General features: G+C 70.4%; 15 protein-coding genes. 1 reads left to right on the forward strand and 14 read right to left on the reverse strand.

The window, feature by feature from the left end; all coding sequences use genetic code 11:
* Nucleotides 1–9: 9 nt before the first annotated feature.
* From AC07N1_RS16745 to AC07N1_RS16765, 5 genes are read right to left on the reverse strand one after another with little or no spacing between them, the layout of a single operon-like run.
* Nucleotides 10–1629 carry a M20/M25/M40 family metallo-hydrolase gene (locus AC07N1_RS16745; protein ID WP_494672827.1) on the reverse strand — a complete coding sequence of 540 codons (1620 nt, stop codon included), beginning with the start codon at nucleotides 1627–1629 and terminating at the stop codon, nucleotides 10–12.
* 1 nt (nucleotide 1630) lies between these two features.
* A complete protein-coding gene (locus AC07N1_RS16750; RefSeq protein ID WP_494672828.1) occupies nucleotides 1631–2962 on the reverse strand; it encodes a CapA family protein in 1332 nt (443 codons plus the stop codon).
* A complete protein-coding gene (locus AC07N1_RS16755) occupies nucleotides 2950–4668 on the reverse strand; it encodes a M61 metallopeptidase family protein (RefSeq protein ID WP_494672829.1) in 1719 nt (572 codons plus the stop codon). The genes AC07N1_RS16750 and AC07N1_RS16755 overlap by 13 nt, the downstream gene beginning before the upstream one ends.
* Nucleotides 4665–5609, reverse strand: a complete 945-nt coding sequence (locus tag AC07N1_RS16760; protein WP_494672830.1) for an ornithine cyclodeaminase family protein — start codon at nucleotides 5607–5609, stop codon at nucleotides 4665–4667. The genes AC07N1_RS16755 and AC07N1_RS16760 overlap by 4 nt, the downstream gene beginning before the upstream one ends.
* A gap of 2 nt (nucleotides 5610–5611) precedes the next feature.
* A complete protein-coding gene (locus AC07N1_RS16765) occupies nucleotides 5612–7885 on the reverse strand; it encodes a TonB-dependent receptor (RefSeq protein ID WP_494672831.1) in 2274 nt (757 codons plus the stop codon).
* 313 nt (nucleotides 7886–8198) lie between these two features.
* On the opposite strand from AC07N1_RS16765, the gene AC07N1_RS16770 reads away from it, so the two are divergent.
* Nucleotides 8199–8882: a helix-turn-helix transcriptional regulator gene (locus tag AC07N1_RS16770; RefSeq protein WP_494672832.1), complete on the forward strand. Its 684-nt coding sequence runs from the start codon at nucleotides 8199–8201 to the stop codon at nucleotides 8880–8882.
* Nucleotides 8883–8913: 31 nt separating this feature from the next.
* Here the strand turns inward: AC07N1_RS16770 and AC07N1_RS16775 are convergent, their stop codons facing one another.
* The 9 genes from AC07N1_RS16775 to AC07N1_RS16815 form a co-directional block, all read right to left on the reverse strand.
* The gene (locus tag AC07N1_RS16775; protein WP_494672833.1) at nucleotides 8914–9063 is read right to left on the reverse strand and encodes a hypothetical protein; all 150 of its coding nucleotides are present in this window, start codon (nucleotides 9061–9063) and stop codon (nucleotides 8914–8916) included.
* Between the two features lie 170 nt (nucleotides 9064–9233).
* Complete coding sequence (locus AC07N1_RS16780) at nucleotides 9234–10145, reverse strand: LysR family transcriptional regulator (protein ID WP_494672834.1); 912 nt, start codon at nucleotides 10143–10145, stop codon at nucleotides 9234–9236.
* Between the two features lie 84 nt (nucleotides 10146–10229).
* On the reverse strand, nucleotides 10230–11204 hold the full coding sequence (locus AC07N1_RS16785) for a fumarylacetoacetate hydrolase family protein (protein WP_494672835.1): 975 nt from the start codon (nucleotides 11202–11204) through the stop codon (nucleotides 10230–10232).
* Complete coding sequence (locus tag AC07N1_RS16790) at nucleotides 11201–11752, reverse strand: cupin domain-containing protein (protein WP_494672836.1); 552 nt, start codon at nucleotides 11750–11752, stop codon at nucleotides 11201–11203. Before AC07N1_RS16790 ends, AC07N1_RS16785 begins: the two co-directional genes overlap by 4 nt.
* Complete coding sequence (locus AC07N1_RS16795) at nucleotides 11749–12903, reverse strand: alpha/beta hydrolase family protein (RefSeq protein WP_494672837.1); 1155 nt, start codon at nucleotides 12901–12903, stop codon at nucleotides 11749–11751. The genes AC07N1_RS16790 and AC07N1_RS16795 overlap by 4 nt, the downstream gene beginning before the upstream one ends.
* A 9-nt stretch (nucleotides 12904–12912) precedes the next feature.
* Complete coding sequence (locus tag AC07N1_RS16800; protein ID WP_494672838.1) at nucleotides 12913–13818, reverse strand: VOC family protein; 906 nt, start codon at nucleotides 13816–13818, stop codon at nucleotides 12913–12915.
* A gap of 37 nt (nucleotides 13819–13855) precedes the next feature.
* A complete protein-coding gene (locus AC07N1_RS16805; protein WP_494672839.1) occupies nucleotides 13856–14971 on the reverse strand; it encodes an FAD-dependent oxidoreductase in 1116 nt (371 codons plus the stop codon).
* Nucleotides 14972–15101: 130 nt separating this feature from the next.
* On the reverse strand, nucleotides 15102–15542 hold the full coding sequence (locus AC07N1_RS16810; protein WP_494672840.1) for a hypothetical protein: 441 nt from the start codon (nucleotides 15540–15542) through the stop codon (nucleotides 15102–15104).
* Between the two features lie 10 nt (nucleotides 15543–15552).
* Nucleotides 15553–17814, reverse strand: coding sequence for a TonB-dependent receptor (locus AC07N1_RS16815; RefSeq protein WP_494672841.1), 2262 nt, complete (start codon nucleotides 17812–17814; stop codon nucleotides 15553–15555).
* Between the last annotated feature and the right edge of the window lie 3 nt (nucleotides 17815–17817).

Genomic DNA, 17817 nt, shown 5'->3' on the forward strand with positions numbered 1-17817 from the left:
TGACACGTGTCAGAGATGGACGCCGGCGCGGGGCGCTCGCGCGTCGCTGTCGGCGCTGTTGATCAGGAAGATCGCCAGCACCGTGGCCGCCTGGGCCAGGTCGTCGGGCGACAGCCGTTCCAGCGTGTCCAGGCTCGTGTGGTGCGCGCGGCCGTCGTAGTCGAGCGGGTCCTGCAGGAACGAGATTCCCGGCAGGCCGATCTCGGTGAAGGCCGACTGGTCGGCCGGCCAGTGCGGCCCGTCATAGACGGCCAGCACGCCAAGATCCTTCAGCGGCGCGATCCAGGCGCGATAGAGTTCGGCCAGGGCCGGATTGCCTCCGGTGAACACGCCGCGGATACGGCCCGATCCGCCGTCCAGATTGAAGGCGACGCTGAAGTCCTCGTACTCCGGCCCCTTGCGCAGCGGCCCGACCTTGGCCCGTCGCCCCTCGACCGGCAGGGCCATCTGTTCCGGCGCAGTGGAGCGCGGGATCTCGCCCAGCCTCCGCCGGGCATAGGCTTCCGAGCCGTAGAGCCCCTGCTCCTCGCCGCCGTAGAGAACCACCCGGATCGTGCGGCGGGGCCTGGCCCCGACCGTGCGCAGGATACGGACGGCCTCCAGGGTGGCGGCGACGCCCGCCCCGTTGTCGGCCGCGCCGACGCCGGCCGCCCAGCTGTCCAGGTGCGCGCCGGCCAGCACGACCTGCGATCTCAGGGCCGGGTCCCGCCCCGGGATCTCGGCCACGACGTTGTAGCCCGGCTCGCTGGGGTCGCCCTCCTCCGTGGCGATCTCCAGCCGCAGGCGCGGCGCGGCGCCGCCCTGCGCCAGGCGCCAGCAGCGGGCATAGGCCTCGCCCGCCATGGTCAGCGCCGGAAACGCCGGGCGCTCGGCCGCCAGCCAGGGCCGGCCGCCCAGTTCGCTTCCATCGACGACCATGGCGCCGGGCTGCGCCCCGCCGCCGTAAACCACAACCGCCGCCACGCCCTCGGCGGCCAGGAAGGCGTTGCGGCGGGCCTTGAACAGCCCTTCCCGCCCCTGGCGCGCGCGCCGCTCGGCGACGGTGCGGTAATAGGCGCGCACGGCCTCGGCGGCGTCGCCCTTCAGGACCTCTTCGTCGCTGTAGCGGACGATCGCCTGCGCCTCGGCGGGCGCGGACTTGGGCGGTCCCAGCAACACGACCTTGCCAGACAGGCGCCCCTTGAACCGCTGCAGATCCTCGTCGTCGTCGAGGCGCACGGCGACCATCTCGCCCTCGACCGCTCCCTTCGTCGCCACCGACCAGGGGCTGGCCGCGACGACCAGCTGGGCATCGCCCGGCGCGGTCAGCCGCGCCCAGGCCAGGGTCTGGCGCCAGGACAGGCCGAACGGGCCGATCGGCTCGAGCCGGAGATCGCTGAGGCCCAGCGCCCGCAGCCGCGCCAGCGACCAGTCGTAGGCACGCCGCATACCGGGCGAGCCCATCAGCCGCGCGCCGACCTCGTCGACCAGACTCTCGGCGTAGGCCATGGCCTGGCCCCGCTTCAGCCCCTCGTCGCGGATCGCCTGGTAGAGAGCCGGATCGGGAACCGTCGCCCCCCGCGCGAAGGCTTTCGGCCCCAAGGCCAGCGCGCCGAGACCGGCCAGGGCCTCACGCCGCGCCAGCCGCATCTCAGCGACCCGCCGGCAGGCGGATCACCCCGACGTCGCCCTCGATGTCGATGCGCGTGCCGAACTGCGTCGAGGCCGCCTGGATGCGCTTGAGGATCCGCTGGGCGTCCTCGTGCGACGGCGACTTCGGCGTGCCCTGCAGGCGCTCGTCTTCCAGGTTCTGCACGAACGGATGGATGCGGATCACGGCGACGCGGCCGTCGCGATACTCGCTGACCGCAACGGCCCCGTCGTACCATTCGGCCGGCAGGGTGAAGCCCCGGAACTGGCGGTTCCTGTCGCCGACCTGGAACATCAGGCTGCCCATGCCGTAGAAGATCGGCCGGCCCTTGTAGATCTCCACCCCCAGCAGGGCGTGCGGCCCGTGGCGCACCACCGCGTCGGCGCCGGCGTCGATCAGCTCGTGGAACAGCGGCGTCATGTAGTCGGCCGGCCGGATGTCCTCGGGATCGGACGAGGCCGTCTCGTGGGCGTGGATCGAGAACACCACCAGGTCGGCCTTGCCCCGCGCCTCCCTGACGCTGGCCAGGGCCGCGGCCCGGTCGCCGATGTCGAGATCGTAGCTCAGCCCCGGACGGTCATCGACGCGGAAGGTCGTGCGGCCGATGGTCAGTTCCTCGCCATTTTTGGCGGCGCTGAACACCTCGGGATTCTTGGTCGCGTCGGGCGTCGCCGAGCGGGCGGCGATCTCGCGCAGGGTGCGCATCTGCTCGGCGCTCACCCGCTGCAGCTCGCGCGAGCGCAGCGGCGCCAGGCCCGGGCGGGCGCGGAAGCCCCGGGCGGGATTGGGATCGGCGGCCAGGGAGATGTCGGTATAGGTGCCGGCGAACGACACCAGGGCCACCGTCCCGCGAGCGGTCTTGGCGTAGGCGGGGCTGCGCGCGGCCGTCAGGCTGTCGCCCGTGCCGGCGTGGACCACCCCGGCCGCGTCCAGCGCGCGCTGGGTTTCCAGCATGCCCTCGACGCCGAAATCGGTGGCGTGGTTGTTGGCCATCGACATGACCTTGAAGCCCAGGGCCTTGAGGTCGAAGGCGACGGCGGCGTCATTGATCGGCGTGCCGCCGCCGTTCTGGGCCGCCGGCCAGCCGGGGAACCTGTCGAAGTCGAACACTGCCCCTTCCTGATTGCCGAAGGCCGCGTCGGCGCCCGACAGCAAGCGCTGGATCCTCACCGTGCCGGGATCGCCGTAGCCGGTGATCGGATGCTCCGGACCGATCAGGTCGCCGGTCACCGCCAGCGAGAAGCCGTCCTTGACGCTCGCCGGGGCGGGATCCTGCGCGAAGGCCGCGCCCGCGACCGAGGCCAGGAGCAAGGCGGTGATCAGTAGACGCATTTCAGCTGCTCCGTCCCGGGCTTGCGGGCCCACTGATAGACCTGCGCCGTCTCGCCCCGGGGCAGGTAGGTCAGCGGAAAGGTCCTGCCGTCGCGTGTGACCTTCAGGGTCAGGGTCGCGGCCGGATCACCCTGCACGCCGTCCAGCGCGACCGCATAGGTGACGACGTCGCCGTCCTTGAGGCCGGCCTTGGCCGCTTCCGAGCCGGGGATCAGCCCCCGGATCGTCTTGGTCGTCCCGACCAGCGACTTCGGTTCGAAGCCCAGTTCGAACCGGCGCACCCTGGCCGTCGTGCGGGTGAAGCAGGGTCCGAAGTCGTCGGGCCGCGGCAGCATCAAGCCGCCGGCCAGCATCGTCTCGTGCAGCTTGCGGCCGTCCTCGCCCAGTTCCCGGGTCACCAGCTCGACCCAGGCGGCGTCGTCGGTCTTCTGTCCCGCGGCGTAGCGGCGGTTCATCTCCAGCACCAGGTCGTCGACCGATCGCTTGCCGCCGCTGGCGCGACGGATGCGCCCGTCCAGCACCGCGAAATAGAGCCCGCCCCGGTCATAGGGCAGCACGCGGATGCGGCTGTCCTCCCAGAAGCGCGGCGCGATCTCAGCGTCCGGCGTGCCGTTCAAGGGATTGGCGTAGTAGCGGCGGGCGGTGTCGTTGAGATCTTCCAGGAACTCCTCGGGCGACAGCAGGCCGGCGCGGAACGGCAGCAGGCCCTGGTAATGCACCGCCACGCCCTCGCCGTACCACTGGCCGGCGTCGGACTCGGTCCAGGTGTGGATCATCTCGTGGGCCAGGGTGCCCTTCAGGCTCTCGCCCCTGGTCGCCGCGCCATAGGTGGTCAGGAACGAGCGGGTCAGGGCCGTGCCGCCGCCGGCGTTGATCGGGTTGTAGCGCAGGAACACCCGGTACGGCGGGACGGTCTTGTCCTGGAAGAAGCCGCTCATCCAGCCGTGCAGCCGGTTGGTCCAGGCCATCAGCGGCGCGGGATCGAAGGGCGGCGTTCCCATCCAGGCCGACGAGAAGCCGGTCTCCGACACCGCGCCCGGCTCGCGCTTCATCGGTCCGGCCATGAACACGGTCGAGGCCAGCTGCTCGGCCGGCCCGTCCGGCAGGGCGACATCGCCCTCGCCGAAGCTGGAGGTCGCCGTCGAGCCCTCGGGCAGCGCCCGCAGGTCCCAGCGCAGGCGGATGCTGCGGGCGGTCTTGTCCTCCGGCAGCAGGATGAAGGTGTTGCCCACGCCCGAGACGCCGCCGCCCTCGGTGCGCAGAGCGTAGGGCGGCCCCGAGCCGCGCGTGGGCGGGGTGTTGTCGACGGGCGCCAGGTAGCGCACCACGACGGGGCCGCGGGTGGCGCGCCCGGCCAGCCAGTGGCGCGACCAGACCATGCCCTTGGCCGGATCGTCGCTGACGGTCAGCGGGATCTCGCCGTCGGCGTCGGTCGCCTTCAGCCCGGTCAGGGTGTCGGCGACGGTGGCGGTGTTGGCGATCACCAGCGGCAGGGTCAGCAGCGGCGCCCCGGCCTGGACCGACAGTTCGGAGAACCGCAGCTCCACCGCGACGCTGCCCGCGCCCCTGGCCTCGTCCATCCGGCCAGGCGCCAGCAGCACGGCCAACGACGGCGGCGGCGGCTCGGGCTGGGCCAGGGTCGCCGCGCCGAACGCGGTCACGACGACGGCGGCCGCCGCGCCGGCCAGATGGCTTTTCAGTTTCATGGCGCCTGCTCGTGAAGATAGGCCGCGGCCGCCAGGTCCTGCACGGCGTGGCCGATCGACTTGTACACGGTAATGTCCGACGGCGACCGGCGGCCGGGCCGGGTTCCGGCGAAGACCTCGCCGATCTCGGCCTCGATGCAGTCCTCGTCGACCAGGCCGGCGGCGATGGCCCGCAGGAACTCGCCCGCGCCGTTTTGCGCCGACTCCCGGCTCTCGACGAAATAGCGGCCGACCGACACCACGGCGGCCTCGGCCTCGGCGGCCGAGGCGACGCTGGCGCCGACCAGGTTCACGTGGGTTCCGGGGGTCAGCCAGTCGGCCATCAGCACCGGCTCGACCGCGCCGGTGACGGTGCAGACGATCTGGGCTTCGGCGAGGGCCTCGCGCGGGTCGGCGACGGCGACGACCGCAAGCCCGGTCGCCTCCGACATCTGGTCGCAGAAGACCCGGGCCCGCTCGATCGAACGCCCCCAGACCCGCACCTCGCGCAGCGGCCGCACCCGGGCCAGGGCCTCGACATGGGCGCTGGCCTGGTGGCCGTGGCCCATCAGGGTCAGCCGCTCGGCGCCCGCCACGGCCAGGGCGTCGGTCGCCGCGGCCGTGCCGGCGGCGGTGCGGATCTGGGTGATCGCCCCGGCGTCGGCCACGCAGACCGCCTGGCCGCTCTCGGCGTCGAACAATACCACCACGCCCTGGTGGGCGCTGCGCCCCGGACGGTCGGGCTCGGCGAAGACGCTGATCAGCTTGGCGCCGAAATAGCCCCCCGTAATCAGCGCGCCGGGCATCTGCCCGAACAGCCGCCCCGCGCCGATCGGGATGATCGAGCGCGGCAGCTGCCGGGTCTGGCCCGCCGACAGGGCGACCATGGCCGCCCGCACCGCCGTCCGGCAGCCGTCGAGATCGAGGCGCTGCAGGACGGAGGCTTCGTCGAAGAACCGCATCCCTAGAAGCTGCGGCTCAGGGACAGGCCCGCGGTGCGCGGCTGCAGGAAGATGGCCTGCGGCGAGCTGGTCCCGCCCCGCGTCGTCGCCTCCACGACGCCGCGCTCGTCGCCGACGTTCTTGATGTAGGCCGTCAGCCTCCAGTCGTCGTTATAGGCCCCGGCGCGCAGGTCGACCGTGGTGTAGGACGGCAGCTTGATGCGCGCGCCGTAGGCCTCGTTGGCGCTCGCCGTCGGCAGGATGTTGGCGAAGTCGCCGTAGCGCTCGCCGACATAGGCCACGCTGGCCCCGACCGTGGCCGAGAAGCCGTGACCGATCGACCAGTCGTAGTCGCCCGACAGGCTGGCCGAGACCTTGGCCGAGCCCGGCAGGCGGTCGCCCTTGTCGCCATAGATCGGCGAGGCGCCGGCCGGCGACTTCAGGCCATCGGTCAGCTTGGCGTCCAGCAGCGTCACCGCGCCCTCGAACGACAGGCCGCCGATCGGCGCCCAGCGGCTCGACAGCTCCAGGCCCTGGCTGCGGGCGGTCGAACCGTTGGTGTAGTAGGTGAACTGCGAGTCGACGTCGGTGGTCAGCAGCTGGATGTCGTCCCAGTCGACGCGGAACAGCGCCGCCTCGTAGGTGAAGCGCAGGGCCGGAACCACGCCCTTCAGGCCGAGTTCGTAGCTGACCACGCTGTCGGACTGGAACGACAGCGGAATGCCCGAGACGCCGGTGCTGTTGGGGCCGCCCGGGCGATAGCCGGTGGCGACGCGCAGATAGGCCATCATGTCCGGCGAGATCTTGTAGCGCGGCGTGAACAGCCAGGTGACCGCGTCGTCCGACGACTTGGCCTGCGGCACCGACGAGCTGGGGCCGAAGAAGCGCGTCGCCTGCGAGGCGATGGTGGTGGTCGAGGCGCTGTCCTGCTCGTTCGAGGAATAGCGCGCGCCCACCTGCACGTCGAAGGCCGGGGTGAAGTGATAGGTGACGTCGGCGAACGCCGCCTTTTCCTCGAACTTCGACGGTGCCACCGAGGCGTAGGCGGTGGCGTCCGAACCCGTGGTCGGTCGAACGATCAGCGTCTGGTCCACGGCGATCTTCTCGTGGGTGTAGAAGCCGCCGACCAGCCATTCCAGCGGACCGTCCGAGGTCGAGGCCAGGCGGATCTCCTGGCTGAATTTCTCGGTCTGGTCGGCGTTGATCAGCGAGACGCTGGAGCCGCTGGGGGCCGCGAACGCCGACAGCAGGAAGCCGAAGGTGTTGGTCTGGTCCAGATCCGAGGCCGACTTCACGCGGTTGAAGGCGCTGACCGAGGTCAGGTCGGCGAAGCCCAGGTCAAGGGTGGCGCGGCCCTGGTACAGGGTGACGTCGACGTCGCGCTTGGTCGGGGCGATGTTCAGCGTCAGGTCGCCGTAATAGGGCGTGAAGTCGACCGCGCCGGTGAAGGCGCCGGTTCCGCACGAGCCGCAGACGCGGATCTGCGGGCTGCCGTTGAACTTCGACTCCTGGCGCAGCACCGACAGGTCGATGGTCAGGGCCTCGCTCGGCTTGAACAGCAGCGCCGCGCGGCCGCCCTGGACGCGGTTGTCGTTGACGTCCTCGCCCGCGGCCTTGGCGTTGATGTTGTCGAGATAGGGCGCGTCGTGACGGGTGAAGCCGCTGACCCGCAGGGCCAGCTTGTCCTCGACGATCGGCAGGTTGACCGCGCCGCGCAGCGACCAGCCCTCCCCGCCTCCGGAGACGGTGTTGGCGCCGGCCTCGATGCGGCCGCTGAAGCGCTGGGCGTTCGGGCTGATCGTCACGTACTTCACCAGGCCGCCCAGGCTGGAGGCGCCGTACAGCGTGCCCTGCGGGCCGCGCAGGATCTCCACGCGCTGCAGGTCGGACGGGTCGATGTCGATCAGCGGCGACTGCGCCGAGGCCGCGCCCGAGGTCAGCGGCGCGTCGTCGAGGGCGAAGGCCACGGTGGCCGCCGTGCCGCCGCCGGTAGTGACGCCGCGGATGGCCACGCCGTTGGCGCGCTGCTCGGTCCCGCCGCCGCTCAGCGAGACGCCGGGCACGCGGTTATAGAAGTCGCGGATCTGCACCAGGTTCTGCTGGGCCAGGCTCTCGCCCGTCACCGCCGCCACCGACACCGGCACGTCCAGCAGGCGCTCGGACTTCTTCTGCGCCGTCACCACGATTTCGCCGATCGTCGTGTCTTCGGCGACGTCCTGAGCGTGGGCCAGAGACCCGGCCAGGAGGCACGCGCCACCCGAACCCGCCAGCAGAACAGCCTTGAAACCCTTGCGCATCGCAGACCCCCAGAAGCGGAGCACGGCGCGAGACGCCTGCCCCAAGACCCTTGTTCGTCAAGAGCTTTGCAACAGAACGAAGACGTCTTCAACGTTTTGTTGAATACATCGACGCAACGTTGAGGCTGACGGGATTTCGTATGCATTCCAGGCTATTGCAGGTCAAATTACAGGCGCCCAGCCGTTCGTCGACGCCGAACGGCGATCGTGCTAGGCGCTGATCAAGGTCGGAATATCAACGCTCTGTTGAATTTCGCGCCCTAACCTGCTTCCACCATCGTCCCCACGCCCTCGCATGAAGGAACCGGTCTCCGTGCAAGACGAACAGGCCCTGCTGGGCGTTCTCCAAGGCGTGGCCAAGGCGCTGGAATGCGCCCTGAACCAGCACACCGAGGTGGTGGTCCACAATCTGCGCCGGCCCGAGTCCTCGATCATCGAGATCGTCAACGGCCATGTCAGCGGACGCCGCGTCGGATCGGCGATCATCGCCGGCCCGGCCGAGGACAAGGCCTTCGACACCCTCGTCGCCAGCAAGGCCGGCGCCCACCCCAACGAGGTGCGCGTCGTGGCCAACTACACCTCCAAGGCGGGAGACGGACGCGCCCTGCGGTCCTCGTCGGTGGTGCTGTTCGACGCCGAGGGCGTCCCGGCCGCAGCCCTGTGCGTCAATGTCGACCTGGGCGCGTTGGAGCGCATCCAGCGCGACGTGCTGGGCGCGCTGGTCCCGACCATCCTGCCGCCCCTGCCCGCCCCGCGCTCGGAGACCAGCATCGAGGACCTGATCGAAGAAATCATCACCTCGGCGCTGGACGCCGCCGGCGCGCCCGTCGAGCGCATGTCCAAGGCCGAGAAGAAGGCCGCCGTCGCGACCATGCACGAGCGCGGCCTGTTCGTGATCCGCGGCTCCGTCGAGCGCGTCGCCGCGCGCCTGGGCGTCACCAAGTTCACGATCTACAACTATCTCGACGAGATCGGCGCCAAACGCTCGAACGGGTAAGCGGCCCTCGCTTCGAGGTCGGCGCGCTACCTCACCTGGCGTTCAGAACCCTGAAGGCGTCGCGGGTCGCGAAGGCCGGCGGCGTCTGCCCATCGAGGGTCGACGCGGCGCGCGGCTTCTCGTGCTCGCCCTGCACCGTGACGACCGCCAGGCAGATCAGCAGGCCGATGATCTTGGCCATTTCGTTCCTCCCATGTCCCGCCTCGCCGGTCGGCCGCAAAAGCCGCTCCGCCAGGACGCCGTTGGAATTTCAGCTTTCCAATCTGGACTGGAGGCTAACAGCGATCGGCGGCCATCCACCAATTCAAAGGTTGGAAGCCAACCCATCGACGGCATGGATGGATGGCGGCGTCAGCCCGATTGGCCGAGCGCGCCGCGCAACTCGTTCAGGAACCAGGTCACGCCCGGATCGCCCTCGCGCGAGCGATGCAGCTGGACCATCTGGCGCATCGGCGGAAACTCGAACGGCAGCGGCGCGCAGGCCAGCGGCAGCACCTCCATGCTCAGCCGCGCCAGGCGCTCGTGCATCACCGCCAGCCGATCGGTGCCCGGCAGCAGCCAGGGCACGACGGCGAAGGAAGAGGTCGTCACCTCCACCCGCCGCTGGCGGCCCAGCATGGCCACGTGCCGCTCGGCGAACGAGCTGCGGCGTTCCTTGCCGATCTCGACGATGATGTGGCCCGCGTCGAAGAACGCCGCCTCGTCGATGGTCCCGCCCGCGAAGGCCGGGTTTCCCGACCAGCCCACCACCACGTGCCGCTCCTCGAACAGCAGTTGCGAGGGATGGTCCGACGACAGGAACTCCTCGGGCGTGATGATCAGATCAAGGTCGCCGGTCTCCAGGGCCCGCAGCATCAGCTCCGACGGCGGGAAGGTGTGCACCTGGACGCCCGGCGCGACCGCCTGCAGGCGGCGCAGCAGCGGCGAGACGGCCACCAGGCTGATGTAGTCAGAGGCCCCGATGCGGAACTGCCGCTGCGAGGTGGCCGGATCGAAGGCGGTCGTCGCCGAGACCAGGGCCTCGATGTCGACCATCGCCCGATCGACCAGCGGCGCCAGGCTCTCGGCGAACGGCGTGGGGGCCATCCGCCGGCCGTAGGTGACGAACAGCGGATCGCCGAAATAGTCGCGCAGCCGCCCCAGGCCGGCGCTGACCGCCGGCTGGCTCAGATGCAGCCGGCGGCCGCTCTCCGACACGCTGCGCGTCGCCAGCAGCGACGACAGCAGCACCAGCAGGTTCAGGTCGAGGTTCTTGAAGCGCACGGTTTCCTCCGCGCCGGTCTGCGCCGGCGACGGCCCATCAACGCCAAGGATGGGTCGGGCGTCAAAGCATAAACGCGAGCGACGTCAGCCCTGCGCCGCCTTCTGGTCGATCGCCCCGAACAGCGGCCCGCCGTCCACGCCCACCGCCTCCATCCGCACGCGGTCGCCGAAGGCCATGAACGGCGTGCGCGGCGCGCCGGACGCGACGATCTCGGACCCTCGCCGCTCGGCGATGCAGCTCGACCCGACCTCGGCATGGTCGAAATTGGCCACCGTGCCCGAGCCGACGATCGTGCCGGCGCAGAGGTCACGGGTCAAGGCGGCATGGGCGACCAGATCGTGGAAGCCGACCTCCATGGCCCCTCCGTGGGCGTTTCCGAACCGCTCGCCATTCCAGTCGACCGCCAGCCGCAGGTTCACGCGGCCGTCCGCCCAGGCCTCGCCCAGCTCGTCGGGGGTGACGGCCACCGGGGCCATGGAACAGGCCGGCTTGGCGCGGATCCAGCCAAAGCCGGTCTTCATCTCCACCGGCGCGATGGCCCGCAGCGACCAGTCGTTGATCTGCACCAGCAGCTTGACGTGATCCATCGCCGCCTCGGGAGAGACGCCCATCGGCACGTCGTCGGTGATCACCCCGAACTCGCCCTCGAAGTCGATGCCGTCGGCGGCGCTGGGGAAGCGCGCGGCCTCGTGCGGCCCCAGGAACCGGTGCGACATCCCCTGGTACATCAGCGGCCGGTCGGTCTCCGGATGGGCGATGCCGAACGCCTTCGACATAAGCGCCCCGTGGCTGGGAAAGGCCGAGGCGTCCAACCACTGATAGGCGCGCGGCAGCGGAGCCATGGCCTGCTTGGGATCGAACGGAAAGGCGCCGACCGCGCGGCCGGCGTTGAGCGCGGCGTACAGCGTCTCCAGCCCGTCCCGCGCGCCGGCCCAGCTTTCCAGGGCCGCCTGCAGGGTGGGCAAAGCCTTGCCCGCCGAGACGGCCACCCGCAGGTCGCGCGAGACGACCACCAGCCAGCCGTCGCGGGTTCCGTTGTCGAGGCTGGCGAGCTTCATGCCTCCTCCAGCCCGTCTTCGTAGACGCCGTCGATCAGGATGAAGGCGATGCGGCAGGGCTTGTCGCCGCGATTGGCCCAGCCGTGGTTGGTGCCGCGCTGCACGACGATGTCGCCGGCCCGCACCGTGGTCTCGCCCACGTCCATGATCAGCACCAGCTCACCCTCCAGCACGATGCCGTAGTCCACCGTCTGCGTACGGTGGAAGCTGGCGTGACGGTCGCTGGTCGCGCCCTTGAAGTTGTCGCTGGCGGCGATGTTGTCGAACACCTCGTCCAGTTCGATGTTCGGGTCGTCCGGCGGAATGTCGAGCACGCGGATGCGCGCCCCGCCCTTGGGCGGCGCCAGGGTCAGGCGCTCTTCCGGCGGCTGGCCGCCCGCCCGGTCGATGCGGGCCGGGGTCTCCTGGGTGTTCCAGATCTCGTGGAACACCAGGCCCTCCTGGCCCAGCTTGTCATGGACGCGGTCGGTCGCGCCGTCCGACTGGATGATGGCGCGGCCGACCGCGTCGTGGCCGGTGACGACGCGGCGGACAGGACGGATGCTCATGCGGTTTGCTCCCCGAAGGTCTCGGCGATCCAGTCGGCGATGAAGTCGCGACCGAAGCTCATATTGTCGACGCCCACGTGCTCGACCCCGCCCTCGCGGTCGGTGAACACCTTCAGCTCGCGCTTGGGGCTGCCGGTCAGCTGGTCGAAGGTGGCGTGGGCGTATTCCAGGCCGATCTGCCGATCGCGCTCGCCGTGGGTGACCAGGAACGGCACGCGGATCTTCTCGGCCACGCCGTCCAGGGTCATGCCCTTGGCCTTCTCCAGGAAGTCGTCCATGTCGGACGCGCCGAACACCCAGCGCACGTGCTCCCAGTAGTGGGGCACGGGGTTCTCGCCCTCGCGGGCCAGGCGCTTCTGCTGCACCTGCGCCCAGTCGTGGTTGGCGCCCCAGACGACGCCCAGGGCCAAGCGCGGCTCCATGGCCACCGCCCGCGGCGTGTAGTAGCCGCCCAGCGAGATGCCGGTCATGCCGATGCGCGCCGCGTCGAACTCGCCCCGCGCCTCGATCCAGTCGACCACCTTGCTGGCCCAGCGCTCGCTCTCGTGGGTGGCGGGAAGGTCGTGCAGTCGCAGCGCCTCGCCCGAGCCCGGCTGGTCGATGCACAGGGTCGAGACCCCGCGCCGCTCCAGGGCCTGCGGCAGGCCGCTGAAATAGAGCAGCTCCTTGCAGCTATCGAGGCCGTTCACATAGATCACGATCGGCGAAGGCCCCTGCCCCGCCGCGCGGGTCAGGACGCCGGGGATCACCCCGCCCTCGTAGGGGATCTCCACCCGCTCGGCGTTCTCGCGCCCCAGCGCCATGGCCCGGTCGAAAGCCTGCCGGGCCTTGGCGTAGGTCGCGCCGCGCCCCGGATGGCCGTGGCCCTGCATTCGTTCGGCGGTAACGTAGTAGAGGCTGGCGCGCTGCAGCTTCTTGCCGGCGCTGAACCTGCGGCCCAGGGCCTCGTCCTCGGCGGCCAGCTCCGATAGCTTGTCGGCCATCGCCACCCAGTGCTTGAGGAACTCGCCGGTGCCGGCGTCCTCGCCCCGGGCGGCCGCGTCACGCAGCGGCCGGCACATCTCGTCGATCTCGCCGATCTGGGCGCCGCTCTCGATGGCGATGTCGACCGACAGGTTCCAGACGTAGTTCTTGGGAAAATACTCGAACATCGGAATTCCTCAGAAGGCCGGGGCGCGCCACAGCAGGGCGTCGGGGATCGGGGCCGGCATGTCCTTGGGACCGCCCACGCCGTAGCCCCACTGGTCCATGATCTCGAGCGAGGGTTTGTGGACCGTCACGGCCCAGGCCGCGTCGTCCACCTCGACCAGCTCGGAGGTGTATTCGACCACGAACTGACCGGGCGTGATGAAATAGGAGAAGGTGTTGTCGCCGGCGGTGTGGCGGCCGGGGCCCCAGACCACGTCGTGCTCGGCGGTCCGCAGCTTGGCCACGCCCCGCATCATCGCGTCCACGCTGGGCACGTCGTAGGCCACGTGGTTCAGGGCCGGCGGACCGGGCACGAAGGCCAGGCGATGGTGCCAGCTGTTGCAGCGCAGGAAGCACATGAAATCGCCGAGCCAGTCGGAGACCTTGAACCCGAGCGCCTGCTCGTACCACTCGACGGCGGCGGCCACCTTGGGGGTGTGCAGCACGATGTGGCTGATCTTGGCCGGCACCGCCTCGTTGCGGGTCAGCGGGCGCGAGGGCCCCTGCTCCACCTCGGCCGAGATCTCTAGGGCGTGACCGTCGAGGTCGAAAACCCGGAAGCCGTAGCCGCCGCCAAGGCCCGCCAGCTCGGCCGGCGCCGAAATGACCTTGGCGCCGAACGCGACCAGATGGGCGTGCAGGGCGTCGACCTCGGCTCGGCTTTCGGCGGCCCAGCCCATCAGCTCGACCGAGCGCACCTCGGCCTGGCGCAGGCGCACCACGAACTTCTCCGGCGAGCCCGGCGCGGCCAGGTGGACGACGCCGTCGTCAGAGCCGGCGACCTCGATCAGGCCCCAGGTATCGACATAGAAGCGCCGTTCGCGCTCCAGGTCGGGGACGGCGTAGGCGATGAAGCGCACGTCGCTGACGCGGGCCATGGGCGGTTCTCCTTGAAAGACGGCGACGGCGCGATCCTCAGATCGGCTGCGCGGTGACCTCGAACATCTTGCGGGACTCGGTGGCGGTGTCGGCCGGTGGCCCCTTGCCCAGCTGGGCCTCGCAGATCGCGCGCGAGCGCTCGACGATGTAGCGGCAGCGGTCCTTGCGGCGGGCCTCGAAGGCGGCGAAGGCGGCCTGCGGCGTGTCGGCGGCGGCCAGTTCCTCGGCCAGCACCAGCGAGTCCTCGATGGCCATGCCGGCGCCCTGGCCCAGGTGCGGGGTGGTGGCGTGGACGGCGTCGCCGATCAGCACGACCCGGCCCTTGCTCCAGTCGCCCTCGACGAACAGCCACTCCAGCGGCTTGTAGACTACCTCGGCGTCGTCGGTGATGTCGCCGGCCAGGGCCGCGATCCTAGGCGGCGCCTTGGCCAGGCGCTCGCGCATCGCCGCCGCCAGACCTTCGCGCTCGAAGCGCTTGCCGGCCGGCTCGGGCGTGGTGACGTACATGTACATCCGCCGCTCCGACAGCGGCACCAAGCCCACGCCCGTCGGGCCTTCGTAGGCCTGCAGGCTGACGACGTCGTCGGGGCGGTCGAAATTGTAGCGCCACACCGACTGGCCGGTGGGCTCGGGCGTCTGGGCGTCCGGGAACAGCGCCTGGCGCGTGGTCGAATAGAGGCCGTCGGCGCCGATGACGAGGTCGTAGCGGCCGCGCGAACCGTCGGAGAAGGCGACGTCCACCCCCGCGCCGTCGTCGTCGAGGCTTTCCGCCGTCACGCCCAGGCGGACCGCCGCGCCTGCGGCCTTGGCCCGGTCGCCCAGCACCTTGTGCAGGGCCGGTCGGCCGATGCCGACATTGGCCGGATAGCCCTCGGCCAGCTTCGGCGTGGGGATCTTGGCCACCATGCGCCCGTCGGGCAGGTAGACCTCGACGTGGTCGTAGCCGAAGCCGGCGTCCAGATAGTCGTCGAGGATGCCAAGCGCCGCCACGGCGCGCACGACGTTCGACTGCTGGATGATGCCGACGCCGTAGACGGTCCAGGCCGGGTCGCGCTCGATCACCTCGACCTCGAAGCCCCGCCCGCGCAGGGCGATGGCCGAGGTCAGGCCGCCGATGCCGCCGCCGATGATCAGGATCCTGGCCTGTTCCAAAACGCGTCTCCCTTGCCGCGGGTCGAGCCGCGCACCTTGATTGCCCCGACCCTAGGCGTGCGAAGCGTCATTCGAAAAATGCATTGTTTTGATGCTGACCCATCCATTCAACGGATGGATCAGCATGCGATCACGCCGGCGCGAAGATCCGCTTCAGCGCCCAGGGCGTCACCACGGCCGCCAGGGCCGCGCCATAGGCGACCTTGATCGAAAGCAGCGTCGCAAAGGCCATCGGCGGAACAGTCAGGCTCAGCAGCATCGCCGCACCACCCAGTCCGACCGCCGCCGCCAGCGCCGTTCCCAGCGCCCGCCGCCATAGCGGCCCGGCCGGCGCCGCCACCGCTCCGGCCAACCCTCCTGAACGCAGCCGCGCCCGGGCGATCAGCGACGGAACCGTCACGCTCATCAACGCGACCATGAAGGTCTGGACCGGAAAGTCGGGCGCGAAGCCGCCGCTCCCGAAGGCGGGGATCATCCCCCGCCCCGAGAACAGCAGCGCCGCGAAGCCCGCGCTCAGCGCCCCGTTGACGGCGGCGCTGACCCCGGCCTCGATCGCCAGGAAACGCGTCAACCCCGCCACCTCAGAACCTCGCCGACAGCCGCAGGCCATAGATCCGGGGCGGACGCACCTGGTTGTAGATCACCCCCGCCTTGGCCGGGCTCTGCAGCGAGTTGGCGAACACCACCTCGTCCTCGATGTTGTTGACGTAGCCGGTCAGCGACCAGCGCCCGTCCACCGCCTCGTAGGTCAGGCGCGCGTTCGACATGGCGTAGGCGCCCTGACGCCCCGCCTCCAGGAAGTCGACCGACAGGTAGCGCGAGCTTTCCAGCCGCGTGTCGGCGCCCAGGATCACCTTCGCCCCGCTGGCCAGCGGGAAGCTGTGCTCCCAGCCGAGGTTCAGCACCCACCTGGGCGCATTGACCACCGGCTTGCCCGAGCAGTCGACGTCGTAGATTTTCGCCGCCGCGCTGGCCCCGGTCAGGCTGGTCAAGGTGACGGCGCAGCCCACCGACGGCGCCGGTCCCGTGGTCGAATAGGCCTGGTAGCGCAGCTCGTCGTACTGGGCGTGCAGGTATTGCAGGTTGGCCGAGATCAGATCGTTCGACGTGGCCTGGAACAGCAGCTCCATCTCCGCGCCATAGATCGTCGCCTTGCCAGCGTTCTCGGTCTTGAACAGCGGGGCGTAGATGCTCCCGGCCGGCGTCGTCGCCGCCAGGATCGCCCCCAGGTGCGAGATCTGCTGGTCCTTGTAGTCCCAGTAGAAGCCCTCGACGTTCAGCTGCAGCCGGTTGTCGAGGAAGCGGTTCTTGATCCCCACGGTGTAGGCCGTCAGCTCCTCCGGCTGCGACCAGTTCTGGCCGCTGGCGGCGAACAGCACGCCCGACTTGTAGCCGGTGGCGACCGACGCATAGAGCAACGAACGCTCGGCCAGGTCATAGTCCAGCCCCGCCTTCCAGGTGGCCTTGTCGAAGCTCACGTCGGTCCTGGCCGTCGTCGGCACCACCAGGATGATCGGCGCCATGGCCGGGGTGAAGCCGACGAACGGCCGGCTTTCGGCGTAGCTGTCCTGCTGCTTCTCGTCCTTGGTCCAGCGCAGGCCGCCCGTCGCCCGCAGGCGGTCGGTCAGCGACCACGAGGCCTGGCCGAACACCGCCACGCTCCTGGTCTTCAGTTTGGAGCGGATGTACGAGGCGTTGCTGGCCTGGTCGAACAGCTGGTCGGCGTCGACGTCCTCCGAGAAGCCGTAGGCCCCGACCACCCAGGTCAGCCGTTCGCCCTTGCCGGCCAGCCGCGCCTCCAGCGAGGCCTGCTCCGAGGCCTCGACCACGTCGATCAGGAAGCTCGACGCATAGCTGCGGAAGTCCAGATCGGTCTTGCGCCAGGCCGGGATCACCGTCAGCTGGGCGAAGCCTAGGTCGGCGTTGATGGTGGCCGTCGCGCCGTAGAACTTGTTGTTCTGGTAGCCGTCGTTCCTGGCGATCAGCTGCGGGACCGGCGCGGTCGGGCTGCGGGCGGTGTAGGCCGCGATCACCCGCGGGTCGCTGGGCCCCAGCCGCGCGTCGCCGCCGACCAGCGGCATGATCGTGCCGCCCGAGCCCATGCCGCCGACGTCGGCGTAGTCGAGCGAGAAAGTGGCGTCGAAGCCGCCGGCCGGGTCGTAGCGCAGTTGGGCGCGCACGGCCTTGGTGTCCTCGTCATCGTAGCCGTCGCTGAAATAGCCGTCGTGCCTGGCCAGCTGGCCGGCGATGCGCAGGGCCGCGTCCTCGCCCAGCGGCAGGTTCACCGCGCCCGAGACCTTCACCGCATCGTAATTGCCGTACTCGGCCGAGACCTGGCCGCTGGTCGACCCCAGCTTCGGCTTGGCGGTGATGACGTTGATCGCCCCGCCGGTGGCGTTGCGGCCGTAAAGCGTGCCCTGCGGACCTTTCAGCACCTCGATCCGTTCCAGGTCGTAGAACAGGCCGGCGGGCGCGGCGGGCCGCGACAGGTAGACGCCGTCGAGATTGAAGGCCACGCCTTGCTCGGCGAAGGCGTTGGCGCCGAAGGTGCCCACCCCGCGCAGATAGATCTGGGTGAACGAGGCGGCCGGCGCGATCTGCACCGACGGGATCAGCCGCGTCAGGTCGGTGGCCTGGGTGACGCTGGCCTTGGTCAGGGTGTCGCCGGCCACGGCGCTGACGGCCACCGCCGCCTTCTGGAGATTTTCCTCGCGCCGCTGGGCGGTGACCACCACCTCTTCCAGCGCCACGCCCTGGGTCGTCGCGGGCGCTTCCTGCGCGACCGCCGCCGTTGCGCCGAACGCGCAGGCGAGCGCGCTGCCGGCCAAGAGCCAAGCCTTCATGAT

The organism is Caulobacter sp. GW821-FHT09B11 (assembly GCF_059418205.1).